The organism is Halobaculum sp. EA56, assembly GCF_051195075.1.
Lineage (GTDB): Archaea > Halobacteriota > Halobacteria > Halobacteriales > Haloferacaceae > Halobaculum.
The window spans coordinates 1-22,574 of record NZ_JBNTJX010000013.1 but is presented as its reverse complement, the minus strand read 5'-3'; the positions used below and the strand labels follow the sequence as shown (position 1 = coordinate 22,574).

General features: G+C 65.8%; 11 protein-coding genes. 5 read left to right on the top strand and 6 right to left on the bottom strand.

Annotated features, from left to right (window positions below):
• Positions 1–400 precede the first annotated feature (400 nt).
• Positions 401–6,772 carry a CARDB domain-containing protein gene (locus ACQUQ1_RS17070; RefSeq protein WP_435065509.1) on the top strand — a complete coding sequence of 2,124 codons (6,372 nt, stop codon included), beginning with the start codon at positions 401–403 and terminating at the stop codon, positions 6,770–6,772.
• Positions 6,773–6,948: 176 nt separating this feature from the next.
• Here ACQUQ1_RS17070 and ACQUQ1_RS17065 read toward each other — a convergent pair whose 3' ends face one another.
• Entirely contained in the window at positions 6,949–11,613 is a 4,665-nt protein-coding gene (locus tag ACQUQ1_RS17065; protein ID WP_435065508.1) for a dockerin type I domain-containing protein, read from the bottom strand.
• 224 nt (positions 11,614–11,837) lie between these two features.
• Between ACQUQ1_RS17065 and ACQUQ1_RS17060 the strand changes: the two genes are divergently transcribed.
• On the top strand, positions 11,838–12,887 hold the full coding sequence (locus ACQUQ1_RS17060) for an RNA-guided endonuclease InsQ/TnpB family protein (RefSeq protein ID WP_435065507.1): 1,050 nt from the start codon (positions 11,838–11,840) through the stop codon (positions 12,885–12,887).
• Positions 12,888–13,110: 223 nt separating this feature from the next.
• Here ACQUQ1_RS17060 and ACQUQ1_RS17055 read toward each other — a convergent pair whose 3' ends face one another.
• The 5 genes from ACQUQ1_RS17055 to ACQUQ1_RS17035 form a co-directional block, all read right to left on the bottom strand.
• Positions 13,111–13,635, bottom strand: coding sequence for a hypothetical protein (locus ACQUQ1_RS17055; protein ID WP_435065506.1), 525 nt, complete (start codon positions 13,633–13,635; stop codon positions 13,111–13,113).
• Positions 13,636–13,847: 212 nt separating this feature from the next.
• On the bottom strand, positions 13,848–14,933 hold the full coding sequence (locus tag ACQUQ1_RS17050; RefSeq protein ID WP_435065505.1) for a DUF1616 domain-containing protein: 1,086 nt from the start codon (positions 14,931–14,933) through the stop codon (positions 13,848–13,850).
• 144 nt (positions 14,934–15,077) lie between these two features.
• Positions 15,078–15,704: a DUF7504 family protein gene (locus ACQUQ1_RS17045; protein ID WP_435065504.1), complete on the bottom strand. Its 627-nt coding sequence runs from the start codon at positions 15,702–15,704 to the stop codon at positions 15,078–15,080.
• A 221-nt stretch (positions 15,705–15,925) separates the two neighbouring features.
• Entirely contained in the window at positions 15,926–18,040 is a 2,115-nt protein-coding gene (locus ACQUQ1_RS17040) for a hypothetical protein (protein ID WP_435065503.1), read from the bottom strand.
• Between the two features lie 162 nt (positions 18,041–18,202).
• The gene (locus tag ACQUQ1_RS17035) at positions 18,203–19,210 is read right to left on the bottom strand and encodes a sensor histidine kinase (RefSeq protein ID WP_435065502.1); all 1,008 of its coding nucleotides are present in this window, start codon (positions 19,208–19,210) and stop codon (positions 18,203–18,205) included.
• Between the two features lie 124 nt (positions 19,211–19,334).
• Here ACQUQ1_RS17035 and ACQUQ1_RS17030 point away from each other — a divergent pair, with 124 nt between their 5' ends.
• The 3 genes from ACQUQ1_RS17030 (at position 19,335) to ACQUQ1_RS17020 (ending at position 22,380) form a co-directional block, all read left to right on the top strand.
• Entirely contained in the window at positions 19,335–20,843 is a 1,509-nt protein-coding gene (locus ACQUQ1_RS17030; RefSeq protein ID WP_435065501.1) for a DUF58 domain-containing protein, read from the top strand.
• A gap of 137 nt (positions 20,844–20,980) precedes the next feature.
• Positions 20,981–21,463, top strand: coding sequence for a hypothetical protein (locus ACQUQ1_RS17025; RefSeq protein ID WP_435065500.1), 483 nt, complete (start codon positions 20,981–20,983; stop codon positions 21,461–21,463).
• Positions 21,460–22,380, top strand: coding sequence for a hypothetical protein (locus ACQUQ1_RS17020; protein WP_435065499.1), 921 nt, complete (start codon positions 21,460–21,462; stop codon positions 22,378–22,380). Before ACQUQ1_RS17025 ends, ACQUQ1_RS17020 begins: the two co-directional genes overlap by 4 nt.
• Positions 22,381–22,574 lie beyond the last annotated feature (194 nt).

Sequence of the window (22,574 nt, the reverse complement as noted above, 5' to 3'; positions counted from 1 at the left end):
CACTCCCTCCGGTCGCTCCTTGAGGAAGGGGACTCTGCGCTACCGCTTCAGTTGAAAATGGTGGCGTCTCGCTGTTCTGTCGAGAATTGTCTGGGAGGTTCGTTCAGCCACGTTCACAACCGTGTTACACCCTAACATATTTGATCCGGGAACTAATTGAGGTGAACATGGCTGCTGACAATCACGTTTCCGAACGGAAATGATTCGGAACTCTCCGGTTCCGGTCGTCGTGACCGTCGTTCTCCTGGTTCTGGCTCCGATCGGCGGTGTCGCCACTCCGGCGGCTTGGGGGCCGACGGATATCGACACCACACGGACGGATGCGGGCGGGACAGCGTCGAGTGAAGCCGTGTCAGTGGAGGAGTCGGCCGGATCCGGACAGTCTGTCGCGACGGCGGCCGTGAACGCAACCGCGACGACGCTGGTGGTCGACGGCGAGGCCGACGGCGACGACCAGTATGCTACGATCCAGGCGGCCGTCGACAACGCCAGCGACGGCGAGACGGTCGAGGTCCGTCCGGGTACGTACCCGGGAGGCATCGACCTCAGGTCGAACATCTCGCTCGTCGCACCGAACGGTGCGACGCTCGACGTGTCGAGCGAGCGGGACGCACTCACGATCTCGAGTCTGGGATCGGTCACGGTCGCTGGGTTCTCCGTTTCGGGGGCGAACGCTGCCGTCAGCGTGAACTCGGAGACTGGTGATATCGTGCTTCGGGATCTCCGGATCCGAAATGTATCGAGCGGGATCGGTGCGTGGGCCCAGGAGGCGGACGTTACAGTTCGAAACGTCACGATCCGACGAAGCGGCGACGCGATCTACGCACGAGATACCAGCGGTACGTGGGTCATCACCGGGTCGAGGATCGCGAACAACTCCCGCCGGGGTATCCACGGTGGCTACTCGAACGGCGACTGGACTATCCGCGACAGTGTCATCCGGAACAACTCGAAGGGGATCATCGCCAGAAGCGCGAGTGGCGACTGGTCGGTCAATCGAAACGTTATCGACAGAAACAGGGACGCGGAACCGGTCGGGAGCGGAATCGACGCCGCGGATGCACGGTTGACGGTGAACGCGACGCGAAACTGGTGGGGGAACGCCAGCGGACCGACGGACCGGCAGTGTGGCGGGAACGTGAACTGCTCGAACTGGTTGAAGAATCCCCCGAGTGTGACCGACTCCTCAGAAACCGTCGTCGACGGCGAGGCCGACGGTGACGACGAGTACGCCACGATTCAGGCGGCTGTCGACAACGCCAGCGACGGCGAGACGGTCGTCGTTCGCAACGGGACGTATCAGGCGGCGGTCAGCGTCTCGAAGGACGTAACGATCGTCGCGCCGAACGGCGCCACGCTCAACGGGTCGACCGATGCCTTCACGATCGGCTACTCTGCGGAACCGACCATCGCTGGGTTCACGATTGTCGGGTACAGCGAGGGGATCGCCGCCCAGCGGACCGTGGGCGCTTGGACCGTCCGAAACCTGACCGTTCGGAACACGAACATCGCGATCGCTGCGCGCGAGTCGAAAGGAAACTGGAGCGCGGTCGACGTGACCGTCAACCGGAGCGGGACCGGGGTCGACGCCGTCAGGTCCGAGGGGACGTGGACCGTTCGCGATTCGACGTTCCGGAACCTGGAATGGTGGGCGGTCGGCGCGGACGAATCGGCGGGCAACTGGCGCGTCCTCCACAACACGATCGTCGACAACTACCTTGGGGTGCTCGCGCGGGACACGACCGGCCGCTGGCAGGTCCACTACAACACGATCACGGGCAACGGTGGGTCCTATTCCGGGGGAACGGGCGTTCTCGCGGACGGCGCGGCGACCCGCGGCAACGCTACGCTGAACTGGTGGGGACAGTCTTCCGGCGCGACGGACGGTCAGTGTTCCGGGAACGTCACCTGCGCGAACCCGTTGACGAGTCCGCCCGAGGAAACCACGACCCTGATCGTTGACGGCCAGGCCGACGGCGACGACGAGTACGCCACGATCCAGACGGCTATCGATAACGCCAGCGACGGCGACCGGGTCGTCGTCCGAAACGGAACGTACCCGGAGTCGGTGCGTGTCGACCGAAACGTGTCGGTCATCGCGCCCAACGGCGCCACGCTCGACGGCGCGTCGCTTGACGACTACTTCACCGTCGGCATACTCCTCCCGGCTGGTTCGGCGGTCGAGCCAACGATCGCGGGTTTCACGATCACCGGGTTCACAGCCGGGATCGACGCGAGGCGGACGAGCGGCGCGTGGCACGTCAGAAACGTCACGGTTCGAAACAGCGGGCAGTACGCCGTCTACGCGATGGGGACCACCGGCGCGTGGCGACTAACCGATGTACACCTCCGCGGGAGCGGGAGCGCCGAGTGGGGCGTCCTCGCACAGGACTCCGGCGGCTCGTGGGCGATCACGGGTGGCTCGATCACCGGATACACTGTCGGGATCGACGTCGCCGATATCGGAACGACGGCGAACTGGAGCGTTCATCGGGCCACGATCACCGACAACGCCGAACACGGGATCGACGCCGAGGACGCCAGTTCGATAGGGGACGCGACGGACAACTGGTGGGGCCAGTCGTCGGGACCGACCGAGAGCCAGTGCGTCGGGAACGTCACCTGCACGCCGGCGCTCGACTCGCCGCCCGGCGAATCCGACGCGGGCGGAGGTGAGGGGTCGGACGACAGTCCGCGGGCCGATATCGACCCGCGGATCGTCACGAACGCGCGGGCGAGCGACATCGAGGCCGAGGAGGCGCTCCTGCTTCAGGGCGTCGCGGCGATCCCCGCCGGTGTCACCGTGGCGAACCGCTCGTGGCGCTTCGGCGACGGCGAGACCGCGACCGGACGTCGGGTCACCCACCGGTACGATTCGGGCGGGACCTTCACCGTCACCTACAGCGTGACGACGGAGGCAGGGGAGACCTATACGGCGAGCAAGGCCGTCACGATCCAGTCGGCGTCGCAGTCCTTCCGGATCACATCGATCACACCTGTGGTCCGCGGAACCGAGGTGCAGGCGCTCACGCTCGTCGAGGGGACGGAGTTTCCCCTCCGGTACACGGTGTTGCTCACGCAACCCGAGAACGCGAGCCGAGTCGAATTCACGCTTGGCAACATTACGCATACCGACACGGACGGCAGCGACGGCTGGACGTTCCCGGTAGACCCGACGCAGTTGAACCGCGACCGGACGCTCCGGGTCCGCGCCGTCAACGAGCGCGGACCGAACGCGACGCGATCGCGGCGCGTGCGTGTGCTGGAGACGCCCGAGTGGTTCGAGGCGTTCCAGCTGCAGAACGTCGCCACCAGCGAGGGCAAGTTCGTCTACAAACGGGTCATCCCGGGCGGCGGGCGCTCCTCGACGCTCCCCATCCCTGATAGGACCTCCAGCGGCGCCTCGATCCCGATCGCCGGCAAGGCCCAATCGAGCACGGTCAAAGTCGTCATGATTGTCACGGTCGACTTCGCCACCGCCCAGGGAACCGCCACCCTCGGCGGGAAGATCACGTACAAACTCGTCGCCCTCAAGGCGAACGGGAAAGTCAGCGGCACCGCGGTGGTCGATCTCGCTGCGGGGGACATCGAGCGGGCGTATCTCAACGCCTCTGCGAGCGCGAAGGCGAAGTACCCGCCGCCGCCGACCGGGATCCCGAGCCCGCCGGTCGGACCCGTCCCGCCGGGCGTCGTGAGCATCTATCCGATCTTCTCGGCGGGCGTCAACACCTCCGCGGTGTTCGACGAACGCGACGAGATCGGTCCCGACGAACGTGTCGCCTTCGAGTTCAGGAAGGGCAAGCTGACCGCGGAGGTGGGCGCCAAACAAGAGATCGGCAAGCGCTGGAAGTCGGTGCGGCTCGTCCTCGGCATGTCGGAGTCGGTCCGTGCGACCACCCCGCTGCCGGGGTTCGACACCATCGACGGTCGGATCAGTGCGGAGATCTACGCGAAGGCGATCGCCTACATGATCAAACTCGAGGTGTCGATCCCCCCTGGAGACCGGAAGTTCTCGTTCAAGTTCTCCACGCCTCGCCTCCCCGACGAGGGGCGGGGCGTCGACGATATCGGGTGGGGGTCGACAGCCGAGCGGTCCGGGTGGACTGCCCGCTCCGTCACCGGAGACCGACCGCCGAAGCCGGGCGAGACTGAGACTGACGGACCGTTCCGGACGGCGTCCTCCGAGGCTGCCGCCCCGAGTGTCGCCTCCGTCGGCGCCGTCACGAACGATACGGTCACGGACGAGTCCCCGACGGTGACCCGTAGCGACGGCGGCGTGACCGTGCTCTGGAGTCGGCAGTCCCGCGAGAAGTCTGCGCTGAACGGCCGAGACGTGTTCCTCAGCCGGGCGAACGGGTCGAGCGACGCGCCGGCCACGTCGTTCTCCGAGCCGGTCGCACTGACGGACGACCGCGTCAGCGACGTCTCGCCCGCGGTCGCGACGACCGCCGGCAACGACTCGCTCGCGGCGTTTCTGACCTTCGACCGGCGGTTCTCCCGCGACAACGTCTCCTCGCCGGCCGACCTCTATCGGCACGGCGAGATCCGCGTCGCGACGAACGCGGGCGGGAACTGGAGCGCCCCGACCCAGTTGACCGACGACGACGCCTTCGACTACCGTCCGACGGTCGCCGCGGCCGACGGCGAGTGGGTCGTCGCCTGGGTCAGCGACGCGGACGCGAACCTCTCCACGCGAACGGACCAGCGCGTCAAGTACGTTCGGTACGACTCCGATGGGACCGTCGGCCCGGTCCGGACGATCGCGGACGCCCGAGCGGTCACAGTCACCTCGACTCCGGCCGGCGTTATCAGGCTCGCGTACCTCGCGATGGGGAACGCCTCGCACAACGGCTCCGTCGTCATCCGTTCGATCAACCCCGGGACGGGCGCGACGGAGACGGTCGCCACGCACGAAGTGCGCCGGTTCGGCGGCCTCGCCGTCGCCGGCGAGACCACGGGCTGGATCGACCTCGGCGCGGACGGTGGACACCTCTACACCGCCTCGAACGGGTCCGTGTCGTCGCTCCCGCTCCCCGCCGACGTGGGCGTCCCACAAGCGGTCCATCTGACCGGACGCGCTGACGGGAGCGTCCTGGCGCACGTCCGTGCGCACGCGGGGACGGCTGGGCCGGCCAGGGTGTTCTACACCGCCCGAGTCGACGGCGAGTGGCTCCCCGTTCGCACGTACGCCAACGGCACTGCGAGCAACCTCACGTTCTGGCAGGGCGACTCCGTACCGGTCGACGGCGGGTTCCTGTCGGCGTTCGCCGGCAAGGACCTGCGAAGTGATCAGCGTCACGATATTTATGTCTTCGAGCAGCGGTTCCAGCCCGACATCGCGGTCAATGCGACCGTCGCGGACGCGAACGTCTCCGTGGGGGAGGCGGTCACGCTGAACTATACGGTACGCAATCTCGGGGGTGCCGCCGCCCGGGACGTCACGGTCGCGGTGCGGAACGGAAGCGAGACCGTGGCGACGCGGACGATCGCGACGCTGGAGCCCGGCGAGACGCGGAGGGCCTCAGTCACGACCACCCTCGGACCGGACGGGACGGTCGCGGTCGTCGCCGACCCGGACAACCGGGTGAGCGAACACGACGAGCGGAACAACAGCGACGCGGTCCGGCTCGCGCTGCCCGACCTCGCGGTACGGTCGGTCTCGGCGTCGACCGCCAACGGAAAGGTCGAAGTCACGGTCACGGTGGCGAATCCGACGGCAGTCACCGCCCCGGCGACGACCCTTCAGATCGCGTCGGGACCAAACGCAAGCGAGCGCTCGAGTGTCGGCCCGCTCGCGCCCGGCGCGAGACGAAACGTGACCGTCGTCCTCCCGCGGGACGCCCTCTCGCCGGACCAGCCCGTTCGTGTCGCTGTCGACCCCGACGCGGCGGTTTCCGAGCGCTCCACGCGAAACAACGTACTGACGGCGACGTTCCCGATCCCGGAGGTCGGTATCTCGCCGGGGCGGGTCAACTACGCGCGGGATCCCGAGACGGGCGCGCTCACCGCGTCGGTCCTCGTCTCGAACCGGGGACTCCTTCCGGCCGAGGCGACTGTCACCGTCGTCGCCGAACGGAACGGCAGCACCGAGGTTGTCGCGAGTCGCGGGGTGACTGTTCCCGGTGCCGATGCGACCGATCGCCGGGGGCGGGCCCGCGTCCTGCTCCCGCTCGGGAACGACTCCGCCGTCGTGGCGAACGACACGGTCGAGGTCTCCGTCTCCGCGCCGCACGACGCGGTCGCCGGCAACAACGTCGTCAGCGACCGGGTCGTCTCCGGCGGGACGCTGCTGGCGCCGCGCGGCTCGGTTGCGGTCTCGACCGACGGGGGATCGTCGGGGAACGTCACGGTCGAGCTGACCCGCGTCGACGACCTCGACGGGACGGTGACGGCGATCCGGTGGACGGTGAACGGGAGTGTGACCGCGCGGAACCAGTCGTCCGTTCGCGTCTCGCTGCCGGAGCAGGGTCGGACCCGTGTGGCCGTCGTGCTCGTCGACGACGACGGCCTGCTCACCCGGATCGAGCGACCGATCGGCCGGGCGCCGAACGTCTCCGCGATCGACTCCGACACCGCCGCGCCGACCGATCCCGACCTGGACGGCCGGCTCGAAGACGTCAACGGGAACGGCCGGGTGGAGTTCGACGACGTGGTTGAGCTGCTGGAGAACCTGAACGACCCGGCTGTGACCGAGCATCCCGCGGCGTTCGATTTCAACGGGAACGGGCGACTCGACTACGACGACGTGGTTACGCTGTTCCGCGACGTGTGAACTGTCTGTCGAACGACCGGGCAGTCAGCCTCCGGGGGACAGGTCGCCTTTGCCGGCAGATCGAGCGCGTACGACCGACACCGCGGGAACCGCAACCGGGGCGATAAAAAATTGCTTGTCCGGGGCAACGGATTGCACCGGAGCGAGGCCGCCGGGAAGAGCGCTCCCGGAGCGGCTCAGAGTTGTTCGAACAGCGTGACCACGTCGTCGAAGTCGACGCGGCCGTTCCCGTTGAAGTCGTAGGCGGCCGGGTATTCCGAGACGTCGGGGTCGTCGAACCGCTGGAACATCACGACCACGTCGTTGAAGTCGACGCGGCCGTTGCCGTTGAGGTCCTCGAACCGTCCGTCGCCGTCGGGATCAGTCGGGCGGGCATCGTCGACGACAGCCGGCGGAGCGCCGACCGTTACTGTCCCGGCGCGAACCGTCGGCGTGATGACGCTCCCGTCGTCAGCGTCCATCTGGTTCACCTGGACCGAGACGGCCGTCTCGCCGCGTGCGTCCCCGCGGAGTTCCACCGTCGCGATGGTAGCATTCTCCGCGCCGGGTTCGACCACGCGATCCGTATCGGCCGCCTTGATCGTCACCGTGGTTCCGTCGGGTCCGACCGAGACGTTCTCCAGGTCGAAGCCGGCCGCCGCACTGGCGTTCGTGACCGTCGCAACGCTGGAGTTCGCGACCGTGACTGTGACGTTGTAGCCGGCGAGCCCGTCGGGTGCCGACGAGAGTGTCAGGTCAACGGACGTGGTCCCGTTCGGCGGAACCGTAGCCGAGCCTGCGCGCAGCGTCGGTTCGAGCGTGGTCTCATTCAACACGACCGTGAGGTTGCGCTCGCCGGTGACGGTGAGGTTCCGGGTGTATGTCCGGTTCTCGAACCGGGTTGCGTTCGCGGGGGGCGCGACCTCGACACTCACGTTCCCGCTCAACTCGATCCCGGGCGGTGTAGTGAAGTTCTCACCCTCTTGATCACCGAAGTGGAGTTGTCCCTCAGCGTCGCTCGGTATTTCACCGATCCCGCCGTTGGCACCGTCAGGCGAGATATGTGACACGTCGATGGTCGCATTCTGGACCGGATTCCCGCTCTCGTCAACGACGGTGACGTTCACGACGTGTCCGTCGGGGAGCGAGACGTTCCCCAGGTGGACATCGCCGTCGGTGGTGTTCACTCGGGCGATAGAGTAGAGGTCGACGACGCCGTCACGCGGGGCGATCTCCGAGGAGTTACTTTCGGGAACCCAGAACTCGCCCTGATAGAACGTCACATCCACGCGATCGGAATTCGGCGTCATCAACTCGAACCGACCGTCGCTGTCCGTCGCGTCGGTTTCGAGACCGCCGGCGAACGTGACAACGGCGTCGTTCGCGTTCGTCGAGTTGTCCGGATAGACGACACGTCCGCTCACGGTCGTCTGTTCCTCAAGCGTGACGGTGAGGTTGTGCTCGCCGGTGACCGTGAGGTTCCGGGTGTAGGTGCGGTCCTCGAATCGGGTGGCGTTCTCGGGGGGCGTGACCTCGATACTGACGTTCCCGCTCAGTTCGATGCCGGGCGGCGGACTGGGACGATCAGGGTTCCACGCACTGAACTGGAGCATTCCGTCGGCGTTCGTGGGGAGCGCGCTGAGACCGGCGTCGGCGCCACCTTCCTCCGGAGCGGGCGTGATCGCACCCTGATAGTGACTCACACTGACCGTCGCGTTCGGGACGGGAGCGCCGCTCTCGTCGACGACCGTCACGTTCACCACATGGCCTTCGGGGAGCGTCCGGTTACCGACATTGACGTCACCGTCGGTCGTGTTCACCTGCGTCAGTGCGTACATGTCGATGACGCCGTCGCGTGGGGCGACGGGCTTACTCTCGTTCAAGTTGACCCAGTACTCCCCTTGGTAGAACTGCAGGTCGACGTCCGAGGCACGCGGCGTCTCGATCGCGAAGCTTCCGTCGGCGTCAGTTCCGACGACTTCGAGGTATGCGTCGCCGGTTTCGCTGCCGAACGTGACGACCGCGTCGTCCGCGTTCGTCGAGTTGTCGGGGTAGACGACCCGACCGGTCACTGTGGCCGGTCGCTCCAGCACGACGGTGACGTTCCGTCGGGAGTCGACGTCGAACTCCTCGACCGTCTCTATGTACGGGCCGACCGAGGGCACGTGGATCCGCAGCGTCCCGTTTGCCTCGATGCCGGGCGATCTTGCACCCTGGAGGACGACCTCGCCGTCGCCGTTCGTGTATCCCGGATGGTGGCCGGTGACGTCGCCGTTGACCGGGACGACATCGACCTCGACGTCGGTAACGGGAACGCCGCTCGCGTTCACAACGGTGACGTTCACGAGGTGTCCGGGCGGCACTGTCTGGGTCCCGGTGTCGACTCCGGTCTCGCCGACTTGGATACGCTGGAACGCGTACAGGTCGGCTCGGCCGTCCTTCGGGAACGCCGGCGTCGCGTCGTCGAAGTCCGTCTGCTTGTACGCGAGGTCGTACCCGTCGTTCGGCCCTACCAGGAACGAGTAGGTGCCGTTCGCGGTAGTCTGTCCCGAAGCGCCGTCCTCGCCGAACGCGTCCACGGTCACGTCAGAGGCGTTCGTCCCGTCCGCGTACCGTACCCGTCCAGTCACCGGAACCCCCTCGGTGAGTACGATACGGACGGTGCGGTCTTCGGTGAGTTCGATCCGGGTGAAGTTCTCCGTATATCGATCCGTTCCGGGGACGTATATCGTGACCTCCCCCGCCAACTCGGCCGTGACGGTCCCGTTCGCGCCCGTTCGAGTCCGCCCGAACACGGACGCGTCGTTCCGGACGTGTCCGAGGTCCACACGCTGATCAGCGAGCCGGTGACCGGACTCGTTCTCGACGATGACGGTCAGGGTATGCGGGTCGGGAAGCTGGACCGTCCCGAAGTCGCCGTCGGTTCCGTTCACGACTCCCAGGGCGTACAGGTCGGGGATGCCGTCCTGCTCGAACGTCGGTTCGAAGGCGTCGACGCCGGCCACCTGCTGGAACCCGACCTCGTAGGTGCCGCTCTCTGCGACAGCGAGCGTGACGTTCCCGTCGGCGTCCGTCCAGTCGCTGTCCCCGAGTCGTGTTTCGGTCGTCGGGTACGCGAAAACCCGCTCTTCGGCGACAGCGGTCCCGTTCGGACCGACGATCCGAGCGGAGAGGTTTGCGGACCGCTCTAGCGTCACGGTGACCGACCGGTTGGATTCGACATCGAGGCGGACCTCCGACTCCGCGTACGGACCCCCGGAGGGCTCGACGTCGATACGGACGGTGCCGTTGACCTCGACGCCGGTCGCCGCGGCGCCATCGAGCAGGAGACTCCCGTTCGCGGTCGTGACCCCGTGGGCATACGCCTCCGCCTCGGGGCCGACCGTCTCGACGTATACGTCGACACCGTCGACGGGAGCACCGCTTTCGTTCACGACGGTGACGTTCAGTAGATGTCCGCGCGGGAGCGTGAACGTCCCCAGACTCTCGTTGGCTGTGTCGGTCCGGAACGCCGTCAGCGGATGGACGTCCGGAACGCCGTCCTTCGGGTATTGGACGGCCCCGTCGTCGTAGTTGCGCTGTCTGAAGAACAGCTCGTAGGTGCCGTTCTGACTCACCTGACCGGTGAAGGAACCGTCGCTCGCGGTCCGCTCGCCGAATCCAGTGAGACCTTCCTCGTCCGGGTCGGCTCCGACCTCCCAATCGGCCGCTGCGGCGCCGTCAGCGGTCTCTACGCGACCCGAGACCGAGACCACCCGTTCGAGTTGGACGGTCACGTTCCGGCTCGATGAGACGTCGATCTCACGGAAGCGTTCACCCAAGCGTGTCCCGTCGGGTGCTTCGACGTGGACGCGGACGGTCCCGTTCGCCTCGATTCCGACGTCGTCGGCACCGGAGGGAACGAACATGCCGTTCGCGTCCGTCTCGCCCCCGATGCCGGCACCCGTGTCGCCGGCGATGTGCGCGACGTGGACGTCGGCACCCGAGACGGGCGACCCGTCGGGACCGATGACGGTCACGTTCACGTCGTGACCGTAGGGGAGTGTGTAATCGTGTGTGACGTTCGACCCGCCGACCGCCCGCTCGCCGTACGCGTACACGCCCGGCACGCCGTCGTCGGGGAAGTCCGGCCTGTCGGGCAGGTCCTCCTGGGTGAGATCGACGCGGTATGTCCGGTTGGCCGCGACGGCCGTCCCGTAGGCGCCGGCCGAATCAGTGAGCGCCGTGTTGTGGCTCCCCTCGGTGTCGTAAAACACGCGCACGTTCTCGGCTCCAGCACCTGTCGAGTCAGTGACGGTGCCGTTGACAGTGACAGCCGGGTTGAGAACGACCTCCACGGTCTCATCGGCCGTCACGGTCACGTCGGTATCGTTCCGCGCGAGATCGGCCCCGGCCGGCGGCTCGACCGCGATATGGAGATCGCCGTTCACTTCGAGCGTCGTCTCGCCGGAGCCGTCGGTGATGCGGTCGGTCCCGAAGTCGGCTCCGTTACGCTCCTGATAGACGTGTACCGTCGCGTTCGCGACTGCTGTCCCGTCGGGTCTGACCGTCCGGATCGTGAGGTTGTGCCCTCGCGGAAGCTGTTCTGTCCCGAGCGACGTGTCGCCGGATACCGAAACCGACCCGATCGGATAGAAGTCGGGAACTCCATCTGCCGGAGCCGTATCGCGGTCTTCACCCTGGAAATACACCCACTGGTAGGTCGCATCGTTCGCGACCGTGAGCGTGAAGTTTCCGTGCGAGTCGGTGACGTTCCGATCACCGCCGGCCTCGCGCTGGAGCGCGACGCCGTCGTTGGACAGTCCGTCGCCGGTGGCGTCGACGACCCGGCCGGTCACGTCGGCCGTCTCTTCGACAGTCACCGTGTAGTTCCGGTCGGCAGAGACGGTGATCGTCGAGAAGTTCTTCCCGTAGCCGTCGGGTCCGCGAACCTCGACCCGAACCTCGCCGGTTACGGAAGTGTGAGGAGAAAGCCCCGCCCTTCAGGGCGGGGATGAATCCGACAAACGACGACACATTCCACCGACGATAGCACTGCCTGATATTCCAATAGATATTTAAATAGATGCGCTAAATTACAAATGTAATGGTCACGGTGACTGTCACCGCGAAGTTCCACACCCCATCCCTCTCACGGCGCAAAGAGTGGCAACGCGCCTCTCGCCTCTACCGTGACACCAAGCAATTCTGTATCGACGGATGGGAAAACGGCGACTTCGACAAATCCGTGACCACAGCCAGCATTGACAACGACCTCTACTCTGCTATCCAGAACCAAGCCATTCGAGAGGCCAAATCCGACCACAGCACGGACGGAGAGGTTCGCTACCGAGAGAGTCAACCGTTCGCCGTCAACAACCAGAATTGGGAACTCGACACGACCGAGAATGGCACGGTCGTCGTTGGCTTTCCGTGCGTCTCCCAATGGTGGTACACTCCTATCGAAGTGTACGACGACATTGCCGACCCCGTAGACCAATTGGTCGAAGGTGACGCCGACAAGACTCGCCTACAGGTCTACCGTCGCGGAGACGACTGGTACTGTACGTTCAACGTCGAATACGACACCGACACGTCGGGTGAAACGCCCATCGGCGTCGATATTGGTGAACGACATATCCTCGCTGCGACGGCCTACGGTGAGGGTGAGTCGATGCTGGTGTCTGGTGGTGAGGCGAAGTACGTTCGGCGCAAATATCGTTCCCTACGCGATTCGCTATCGGAAGCGGGTGCGCTTCGCGCACGTAACCGCGTGGGTGACAAAGAACGACGGCGAATCAAAGACCTGAATCACAAACTCTCCCGTCGTCTCATCACGTTCGCGGAACAATTCGAGAACCCTGTCATTCGGATGGAAGACCTCGAAGGCATCCGCGAGAACAGTTCGTGGTCAGGCGTTCACTCGTGGCATTTCCACCAACTCCAACAGTTCATCACGTACAAAGCCGAGCGCGCTGGTATTCGCGTCGAGACGGTCGATGCGTACCGTACGAGTCAGGAGTGTTCGGCGTGTGGTTCGATCGGGATCCGTGATGGCGACCACTTCTCGTGTCCGGAGTGTGACCGTGGACGCCACGCCGACCTGAACGCTTCGGAAAATATCGCACAACGAGAGGGTGAACCATGCACGGCGTAGCAGTTCGGCTGACGCGAACCGTGCTACCTCGCTGGTTGAATAGCCAGTCGTCGTTGACGCCCGCTGTATGCGGGGAGGAAGGCCCCATTGACAGGGCTACACGCGCTGGAACGCACGTCCTTGGTCACAACTGGACGGCGACCGTTGACGGCCCACGCGAAAGCGTCCTTGAGGCCCGAGGAAACGCGCAACCTGAATATCCCCTTCGGGGAATCCTCGCGCTTTAGCGCGGGGAGGATGTCAACTCGATGCCGCGGACATCGTTCGCGTCGAGGACGGCGTATCCGTCGCCGTCAGTGCTCGCCTCGATGGGCGCCCGGGCCCCGTTCCGAACGTGATAGAACCGCACATGGGCGTTCGATACCGGTGTGCCGCTCTCGTCCAGTACCTGAACGTGTAATAGGGACGCGTTCGGCACCTGTATCGCTCCCACGTCCTCGCCGGCGCTCGTGTTCACCTCGCCGAGCGCGAACACGTCCGGCCGGCCGTCACGCGGGAAGTTATTCCGCCGTACGCTTCGACGCGTTGTATTGTGGTACCAGACGTCGTAGACAGCGTCCTCGCTCGTGTTCAGCGCGAACGCACCGCTGGCGTTCGTCCTCGTCGTGACGAAGTCGCCGTCGGTGCCCGCGAGCACCTTCCATCCGCTCGCGGCCGATCCGTCCGCGTACGTCACCTCGCCGGTGACACTCGATGCAGCGTCCGTTGTCGATGTCTCTGCACCCCCGACCGCGCCGCCCGGTATCACTGAGACGACGACGAGTACCGCAACGATCGTCGCCCATCCCTGCTCTCACATGGTATGAAACCACATGACATGCCCCTAATTTATATGTTGTTTTGTTAGCATCATACGCAGAGTTGAAACTAGTCGATCAGGATCGGTCGATCACGGGCTGGCGGAGCGAGCCGCCGGCGTACCGACACCTCGACACCTGATCAGGCTACCTGACCAACGACTCACGAGTGCGCGCCGAGGTCTGTCGGGGACGCCATCCGCTGGTCGGGAGCGGTGACGTTGACCCAGAGGTGAAGCTCGCGATAGGCGTTTTCTGTGGTCGGTGTCGCGGGCGGGTCTCCCTTGTACAGGAAGTATGTGAGCCGGAGGTCCGTTCCGGTCATCCGCGGCGCCACCGTGTGGGGGCGGTGCCACGTCTCGTTGTCCGCGAGTCGGACCGACCACTCCCGAAGTCTGGTGGACTCGAGGACCGTCGTCGAGTTGTTTCGTATCTCCACCCGCTGGATCGCGACCACCGCCGTGTAGTTTACCGGCTTGTGTTCGTGATTCGAGATGCCGAGCACAAGAGACCGAGGCTCACCCCGCGTGAACTCGGTCGGGTAGTCGTCTGCGACCAGCTCGCCGTCCTCACCCTCGGTCAGGATGTAGAACTCCGTGAACGACTCCCCCTGCTTGGGGACGGCGACTGCGTATCCCACGCTTGACACCGCGATGATCACGCTGATCGCGAGTAGCACGTTCAATGCCGCATCGGTGCGCGTGTCAGGCTCGAACAGTTCCGTGCGGGCGTCCGCGAGCCACTGGCGGTACGGAACCCGGAACCGTTCCTCAGTCGGGAGTGCCCACCGGCGTTGTGCCGCGACCGCGGTTAACGCGATCGTAAACCCGCTGACGCAGACGACGATCGGTGTTAGCCGGATCCCGAACGGTGTGAAATTCAACACCAGCCCAATGAGCGGAACGACCGCGATGCTGGTACCGAACGACAGCGCGACCCGTTCGATCCCGTCGATCCCGGAGCGGTCGCCGTCAGCGACCGCTTCGTCGGTATCGACGTCGGGTCCGTCGGCCTCCGCGTCAGCCGGTCGCTCGCCGGCTTCGGGAAACAGCGCGGCGATCAACGCGTAGCCGGGGACGAACAACACGAACGGGAGTCCGACGATCACGCGGAGGGGCGTCTCGTTAACGACCGGTGTAAACACGCTAACGATCGTTAACGCGACCGCAAAGACGATCGCGGCGAGGTCCACGGGCAGGCGACGCAGCGGGCGCGGGAGCAGGCGCCACCACCCGAAGTCGGTACCCATACTCTACCACCGGCATCGCCGCCAAAAAGCGGGTCGGTCTCGTCGGGCCGGAAGCGACCGAGAATTCCTCCGACGGATCACCATCCACCGGGAGCGGCCTGACTGGGGTTATGTATACAGTGCGATGCTGGAGACGACCCGCACTTACTGGATGTCGACGTGTCCCGACTCGTCGACGTGAACGACCGTATCGACGAGATGCCGGATCGTCGCGACGGTTTCCGTGTCGTGTGCGTTCGGGTCGAGGTGGTAGTGTATGTCCCCGCCGGTCGCCCGCGTGAACTCGTTCGCGACCTGAACGAACTGGACCACTTGTTCGAGCTCCGCGTACTGGAGCAACGCGGTGAGCGAGTCGACACACACGTGCAGCCGGTCTCCCTCGTTCGTATGGGTCCGCTCCAGGTCGGTCAACGCGACGCCGAGCCGAGAGATACTGCCGGGGTCGGTGACGGTCCGCACGACGACGGACAGGTCGTCGGGGACGCGGTCGGCCGGGTCGCGGACCCGCTCGATCCCGCCACGGACCTGCACGAAGATCGCCCCCTCCGGAAGGACGTGGCCGTACCGACGGAATTCCGAGAGCTGATCGCTCACCGACCGACGAAACGAGAGCCGTGCGTACCACGCTTCCTCGCCCTCGTCGACGAGGAGCGATCGACACACACACCGCTCGCCGCGATCGAGCACCGGCGCACACACTAGGACCGCTGTCGCCCTGTTGCGGACCTCGGCGATGGGACTCGAAAGCTCGCCTGGAGGGGGGAGTTCCATCATGCCATCATTCACATCAGCACACAAATGATTTCCGGATTGAATGATTATCGAAGATACAACTCATCGGGAAAAGGCGTGTTGTTAACCTCCAGTTGACAACGGTGCGAGCGAGACTTCTGTTGAGATTGACACTCTCTCCACCCTGAGGCTGGGGATTCTCGACTGCGGTTAGAAACCGCCTACTGAAAGTATTTAATATATTATATTTCACAACCAGATCACTTCAAGAGCGACCGTGCGTTCTCGAGTGCAGCCCGTGCGTCTTCCGAGGCGATATCGACCGGACTGAACGCCGCTCGCTCGTAGACGTCGGTGAGGTCGTCGAGTGTATCCGCCGCGGACTCGGGGAGTCCACCCGAGCGGCACCCGCGGGCGAACTCCCGATGGGTGGCGGCGGCGGGGACCTCGAACCGATCCTCGAGCTCGTCTCTGATAGTCGCGAACGCAAGTTCGACGGCGACCGATGGGTCGTTCTCGAGATGGCGCTCGGCGTCGGCCAACGGTGACTCCTCCGCCGTCGGGTCGTCGTCGGACGAGGCCTCGGAGACGGGCTCCTCGGTCGATGCGGCTGTGGAGTCGGTCGACGCGCCCCCGTTTCGAAGGAGGACGACGGCGGCGCCGAGACTCGCGACGGTGAGCAACCCGAGACCGACCAGGAGCACCGCCGGTGAAACGCCGAGGACCATTCCCGGGAGTCCGACGACACCGGTTGGGCCGGTTCCACCTATGCTCCCTTCGGATGCTTCCGCGTTACCGTTCGACCCCGGTCCGTCCGAACCGGTCCCGGCTGCAAACGAGAGCGTCGACTCCGCCGTCGCCGACTCTAGATTGGTCCCTGTGCCGTCGAACACGGCGGCGACAGTCACCGTCGAGGCGGCGGGGACCGACGCACGGTCGAGCGTCGCGGCGAATCGTCCGGCCTCATCGGTCTCGACGGTCGCGACGATACTCCCGTTCACCCGAAGCTCGACCGACTGCTCGGGGACGGCAACGCCCTCGACCGTTTCGAGGCGACCGGAGACCCGTCCCGCTCCGGACCCTGTCGACGACGTGTTCACCCGCAGGCGCGTCGGCGTGGACACGACTGTTGTCGACCCGGAGACCGGCGGACTCGTCACCGCTCGCTCGGACAGCGCGAGAGCCGCGGTGAGCGAGCGTGATCCCGGGAGAACGCTCGCAGGGAGGCTTGTCACCACAGTGTAACCGCCCGACGCGTTCGTCCGAACGGTCCCGAGCACGACATCACCGAGGACGACCCGAACCGGGACGCCCGCGACCGGGACGCCTTCGGCCGCGATACGGCCGCTGACGGTCACGGTATCGCCGTAGGCGACCGTATCCGGCCCGGAGAGCGTCGTCCGGGCGGTCACCTGTTGAATGTCGACCGGAACCGACGCGTTGCTTCCGAGGTACACCGTACCGTTCGCCGGCTCATAGCTGACGGCGAGCCGGTCGCGGTCGATCGGAGTCCGTGTCGGCCGATACTGCGTCGTGAACACGCCCGAGGCGTTCGTGTCGACCCTCGTCGTCGTCCCGTCGATCGACACCGTCAGTTGCCGGTTCGCCAACGGCGTTCCGTTCTCGGTCACGATCTGCCCCGACAGGATCGCGGGGTCCAGAAACGACACCGAGCGGTTTGAGATCGACAGCGACAGCCGTGTCCGCGTGAATCGCATCCGCGTGATCGTGGCCGCATCCGCGGTGATGTTGCGCGTAGTCGCTTCGATGATCGCTTCCTCCTCCGACAGATCCACCCCGGTTCGGTTTTCGAGCGCGTTGTACGAGGCGACGAGTTCGGAGCCGGACTCGTTGACGCGCTGGGCTGTCCGGGCTAGTTCCCGTGCGAGTTCGCGTGCACGCGTCTCGTTGCCCTCCTCGACGGCCTCCTGATACTCCGCTTTAGTTTCGCGATACGACTGCGTCCGGTTGATGTACCGACGTTGCCGCTCTTGCGTCCGGCTGAGCGTCCGTGTCGTCGCGCTTTCCTCCGTGTCGCCCGCGACATCGACGTACTTCCCGAGATCCTCGCGGTACTGCTCGCCCACCAGCGTTCGGGCCCGTTCGTACTCGCCCTGGCTCAGGTTGACCGTGCTCCCTTGCAACTGGCGGGCCATCGAGGCGATCAGATACGACCGGACCCGCTGTGTGTCCCCCGCCTCGTCGACCGTTTCCGGGTCCTCGTGTTGCGTCGTCGAATTGTTCTGCTGTGCCTGCGCGCTATCCTGCTCTAGAACTGTCTCCCCCTCAATCTCGGAGCCGAGCGAACGGTCGCGACCGTCCGCGAGTCCGACGCCGCTGGCGGCCCCGATGACGAGCAGGCACGCCAAGACCACGCGACAGGTCGGGGACCAGCGCACGGCCGTTAGCAACCGCCCGCTGCATTTATATCGAGCGGTGTAGGCCGCCAAACCACAAGCTTCCATTCGTGGACGTCTCGCCGTCTACGGCAAGAAATACCAAAACATCTCGGAACATGGTAATGTATCTACCACCGACTACGAAAACGAAACTCCGCTGAACTCGAAACGAGCGCCTCCCGATTCGCTTTCGGTGGCGGAGATCTCCCAGCCGTGTGCCTGTGCGATCTCGGAGGCGATAGCGAGGCCGAATCCGGTCCCGTCCGACTTTGTCGTCCGCCCGGGTTCGAACAGCTCCTCGGTCATATCCGGATCGATCCCGGGGCCGGTGTCGGCGACGAAGAACCCCGACCGGTCGGCGCATACTCCGACCGTCACGGTCACGTCCTCACCGCCGTGTTCGATAGCGTTTCGAAAGAGGTTCTCGAGGAGTTGTTGCAGTCGACGCCGGTCGGCCGTCACGGTCGCGTCGGTCGATTCCTCCGAGTCCAGCGTGGCCGACCCCGTCTCTACGCTATCCCATGCGTCGGTCGCGGCCGCTCCGAGGTCGACAGGCGCAAGGTCATCGATATCATCGCCACCTCTCGCGAGCGTCAACAGGTCCGTGATGAGGATCTCCATCCGATCGAGGGCGCTCTCGATGAGCGCGACCTCGTCGCCGTCGACGTCCTCCTTGATGATATCGAGATATCCCTGAGCCACGTTAAGTGGATTCCGGAGGTCGTGTGACACGACGCCGGCGAACGAGTCGAGCCGTTCGTTCTGTCGCTGCAGGTCGCGTTCACGCTGTTTGCGCTCGGAAATGTCGGTGATCGTCCCGAAGTGGTAGGGAGTTCCGTCGATCCGTCGCCGCGTCGTGACTGTCGCTACTGGGACACGGACGCCATTGAACTCCTGTGTCGTCTCGGCCGTTCTCGTTTCCGATTCGGCGAACGACGCCCAGTACTCGTCGAACCGCTCGGCCTCGAACTCGGTTGCCACGTCCCACACGGACACACCCGTCAGCGTTTCCACCGTGACATCGAACAGGTTGGCGTACGCGTCGTTCACGTAGATGAATCGACCGTCATCACCGTATATCGCGATTCCGACGCCGACCGCTTCCACCATCTCTTCGAAGAACCGTGAGTCGAGGGATTCACCCATCAACCACCATATATAATTCATGTAAAATATATGCTGTCGTTGTATTCTCACCGTGACGCGAGAGAACTGACCGCAATCATCGGTGAAGGGAACACTCATATGTCAACCGACGCTCGCGTGAGATATGGACTTCCGGCGGCGTGCATGGGGCGTCCTCGCGATGGGCGGTGCCGTCGTGACGCTCGGCGTACTCGCCGAGCGGCCTGTGCTTCTCGCCGCCGGCATATCGTTGACCGCCTGGTTCGTCGGCCGGCAGGCGGCCGCGCTTCGGATATTTCGCGCCGTCGACGAGACGCTCACCGTCGATGTGACGACGGCGCGGCGTGTGGTGACCGTTGACGAGGATTCCCGTCTCACCGTCTCCGTTCGGCTTTCGGCCCCGGCACCCGCACCGTGTATGGTGACGGTCCGACTCCCGACGGGGGCGACCGGGGCAGACCTCTCCGACCGGACCGTCCGCGTCGCCGAGGGAGAACAGGAGGCTGCGACGACGTTCAGTGTCTCGTTTCCCACGGCCGGCGAGTTCGCGTTTCCCTCGCCGGACGTCGAGGTGGACCCGGCGGACGGCCTGTTCACGGAGACGCTCCCCCGAGGCACCACGCCGACGATTCGGGCCGAACCGCGGACGCCGTCCGACCTCCACGTCGGCCAGGGCGGAGAGCCCCTCGCGCTCTCGTACGGGGAACACCCGACGAGTCGAGGGCAAGGGGGGCTCACCCCGGAGGAGTTGCGACAGTATCGACCCGGCGATGCCGCGGATCGGATCGACTGGAAGGCAACCGCCCGACACAAGGAACTGTACGTGCGGGAGTTCGAGGCCGAAACTGACCGCCGAACGATGCTGGTGGTCGATCATCGATCCCGAACGGATCGTGGGCCGGCTGGGGCAACGCTGTTCGCGTATCTCCGGGAGATCGCCCTCGGATTCGCCGACGGGGCCGAGGCCCTCTCGGACCCGCTGGGCTGTTGGACGGTCGGTGACGAGGGGGTCACCGGGCGGTTTTCGGCCGCCAGTACCGCCACGGGATACGACCGGATCCGAACACATCTCCGCGATCTCACGCCGACTGACCGGTCACGAGGAGCCCGGAAAACGATAGAGAGCGGCAGGGAGGCGCTCACGCCTCCGGCGGTAGCCGGTGCCCCGTCGAACGGCGACGCCGAGAGCAACCCGGGTCACCGGGCACTGGTCAGGCCGGCGGTGGCGGCCGTCAAACGGGACCGGCTGGAGGGCGCCGACTCACCGTTCGCGACGCGACTGCGGCCGTTCTTCGACGCCCGCGTCACGTACGTCCAGCGGCTGAAGGGCGATCCTCTGTTCGGCGCCGTCCAGCGGCTTCGCGCGACCGCCGGGGGAACGACGCTGACCGTCATCGTGACCGACGACGGCGAGCGCGAACAGCTCCGGGAAACAGTCCGGCTCGCGACCCGCGACGGCGGATACGCGTTCGTCTTCCTCGCTCCCCGCGTGCTGTTCGACACGGGCGACACATCGGATTTCGAACGGCGATACGAACGGTACGTCGGCTTCGAGAGCTTCAGGCGTGCTCTCGACGGTCTGCCTCGGACGACCGCCTTCGAGGTCGGCCCCGGCGATCGATTGGACCGTCTCCTCTCGGCTCGCCGGCGGTAGGACCCGACCTCAGCCTCACAGGTGTTCCGAGCGGACCGGGCGCCCCCGGCGACGATGTCGATGGCTGCCGATCGGGTCGGTTGCTCGACCGGTTCGTGAAGAGACACTCTAAACACGACGGAACGCGATCACACGGTATGCACGCTGTCCTGAGGGGGATCGCTACCCGAACCACCCTTCCGACGGTAGCCGCCGCCGTGACGGTCCCACTCGCGTTCGGCCGCCTCGCGACACCGCTGGCGGCGGTTGTCGGCCTCTTCGCCGTCGTCACGGCGGTCGTGTTCGGCCCCGCGGTCGGTATCCTCGTGACGCACGTGCTGGCGGCGGCTGTCGTTTCTGAGCTTTCGGCGCTCGATCTCGTCTGGCTGGAAGTCGGGCTCGCTCCGCTGCTGGCCGCGCCGCTGGCCGGACGAGCCCACGGCCGGGACGCCGTGATCGCGTGGCTCACCGCGATCGGGGCCGGGGGCGTCGTCACGCTCGTCGCGACGGGAACGGACGACCTGTGGGTAATCGCGCTCGCGGTGATCACGGTCGGTGCGCTCGGCGTGTACGGGGTCCATCGAGTCGAGCTCGTCGTGCTCCGTCTCGTCGCCGAGGAGTCGCCCGGAGGGGGTCGATGAGCAGCGACATCGCGGAGAGCCGCCGACAGAACGGCCAGGGTCGAACGGTCTCGAGCGAGGAATCGGAAGCCGAACTGCGGACACGGATCGAGCGCCTCGAAGAGGAGAACCGCCGGCTCCGTGATGAGTACGCCAGACGACGCCGGAACGAGTACCGGCGCGCGGCGCTCGCGCTCGGGGCGATCGGCGTGCTTGCCGTCGCGGCAGGGGCGGCGCTTCCCGCGGTCAGGAACGTCCTGATCGTCGTCGGCGCGATCGGGATCTTCGGCGCCGTGCTCACGCGCTATCTGACACCCGAGCGCCTCGTCTCGGCCGACGTCGGCGAGCGCGTGTTCTCGGCCCTCTCCGGCAACGAAGCCGCACTCGCGGCCGAACTCGGCTTGCAGGACGACCGTGTGTACGTTCCGGTCGACGGTCCCGAGCCCGCTCGGCTGTTCGTCCCCGAACGACGGGACTACGACCTGCCGACCGGCGACGATCTCACGTCGACGCTGGTCGTCCCGGCCGACGAGGACGCACGGGGGCTGGCGCTGACGCCGACCGGCGCATCCCTGTACCGAGAAGTGGTCCGGAGCGCGACGGAACCGGCGCTGGACAACCCGACGACGCTCGTCGAGACGCTCGGCGAGGCGTTCGTCGAGACGTTCGAACTCGTCGACGCGGTCGAGACGGACGTGCGCCCGTCCGACGGACGGGCGACGGTCGAGGTGTTCGGGGACGCCTTCGGCGACGGTACGAACTTCGACGAACCGGTTCCCTCGACGCTCGCGGTCGGCCTGGCCGCCGGCCTCGAAACGGCCGTCACTGCAGAGACGACCCCGATCGACGACCACTACGCCGTGACCTGTCGGTGGGACCCCGAGACGACGGGATCGGATGGGTCCTCGGATGTGGAACCGCTTCCCGGTCACGGGTGATGTCTCCTCACCTCAGAGAACGAACCAGTCGTTCAGTCGTGTAATGCGTTAGGACTCCAGCGGGGGCGTGCTCTCCTCGTGCACCTCACAGACCGTGGGGTTGCCCTGTCTCACCGTTTACGGAGAATCGAGGAGAAAGCTCCGTGCTTTAGCGCGGGGATGAATCCGACAACAGAGACGCTAACCACGGGTTT

Excerpts from the sequence above, each read along its gene's own strand:
- ACQUQ1_RS17060 (WP_435065507.1), top strand. The coding sequence starts at position 11,838 with ATGGTCACGGTGACTGTCACCGCGAAGTTCCACACCCCATCCCTCTCA.
- ACQUQ1_RS17050 (WP_435065505.1), bottom strand. The coding sequence starts at position 14,933 with ATGGGTACCGACTTCGGGTGGTGGCGCCTGCTCCCGCGCCCGCTGCGT.
- ACQUQ1_RS17045 (WP_435065504.1), bottom strand. The coding sequence starts at position 15,704 with ATGGAACTCCCCCCTCCAGGCGAGCTTTCGAGTCCCATCGCCGAGGTC.
- ACQUQ1_RS17035 (WP_435065502.1), bottom strand. The coding sequence starts at position 19,210 with ATGGGTGAATCCCTCGACTCACGGTTCTTCGAAGAGATGGTGGAAGCG.
- ACQUQ1_RS17030 (WP_435065501.1), top strand. The coding sequence starts at position 19,335 with ATGGACTTCCGGCGGCGTGCATGGGGCGTCCTCGCGATGGGCGGTGCC.
- ACQUQ1_RS17025 (WP_435065500.1), top strand. The coding sequence starts at position 20,981 with ATGCACGCTGTCCTGAGGGGGATCGCTACCCGAACCACCCTTCCGACG.
- ACQUQ1_RS17020 (WP_435065499.1), top strand. The coding sequence starts at position 21,460 with ATGAGCAGCGACATCGCGGAGAGCCGCCGACAGAACGGCCAGGGTCGA.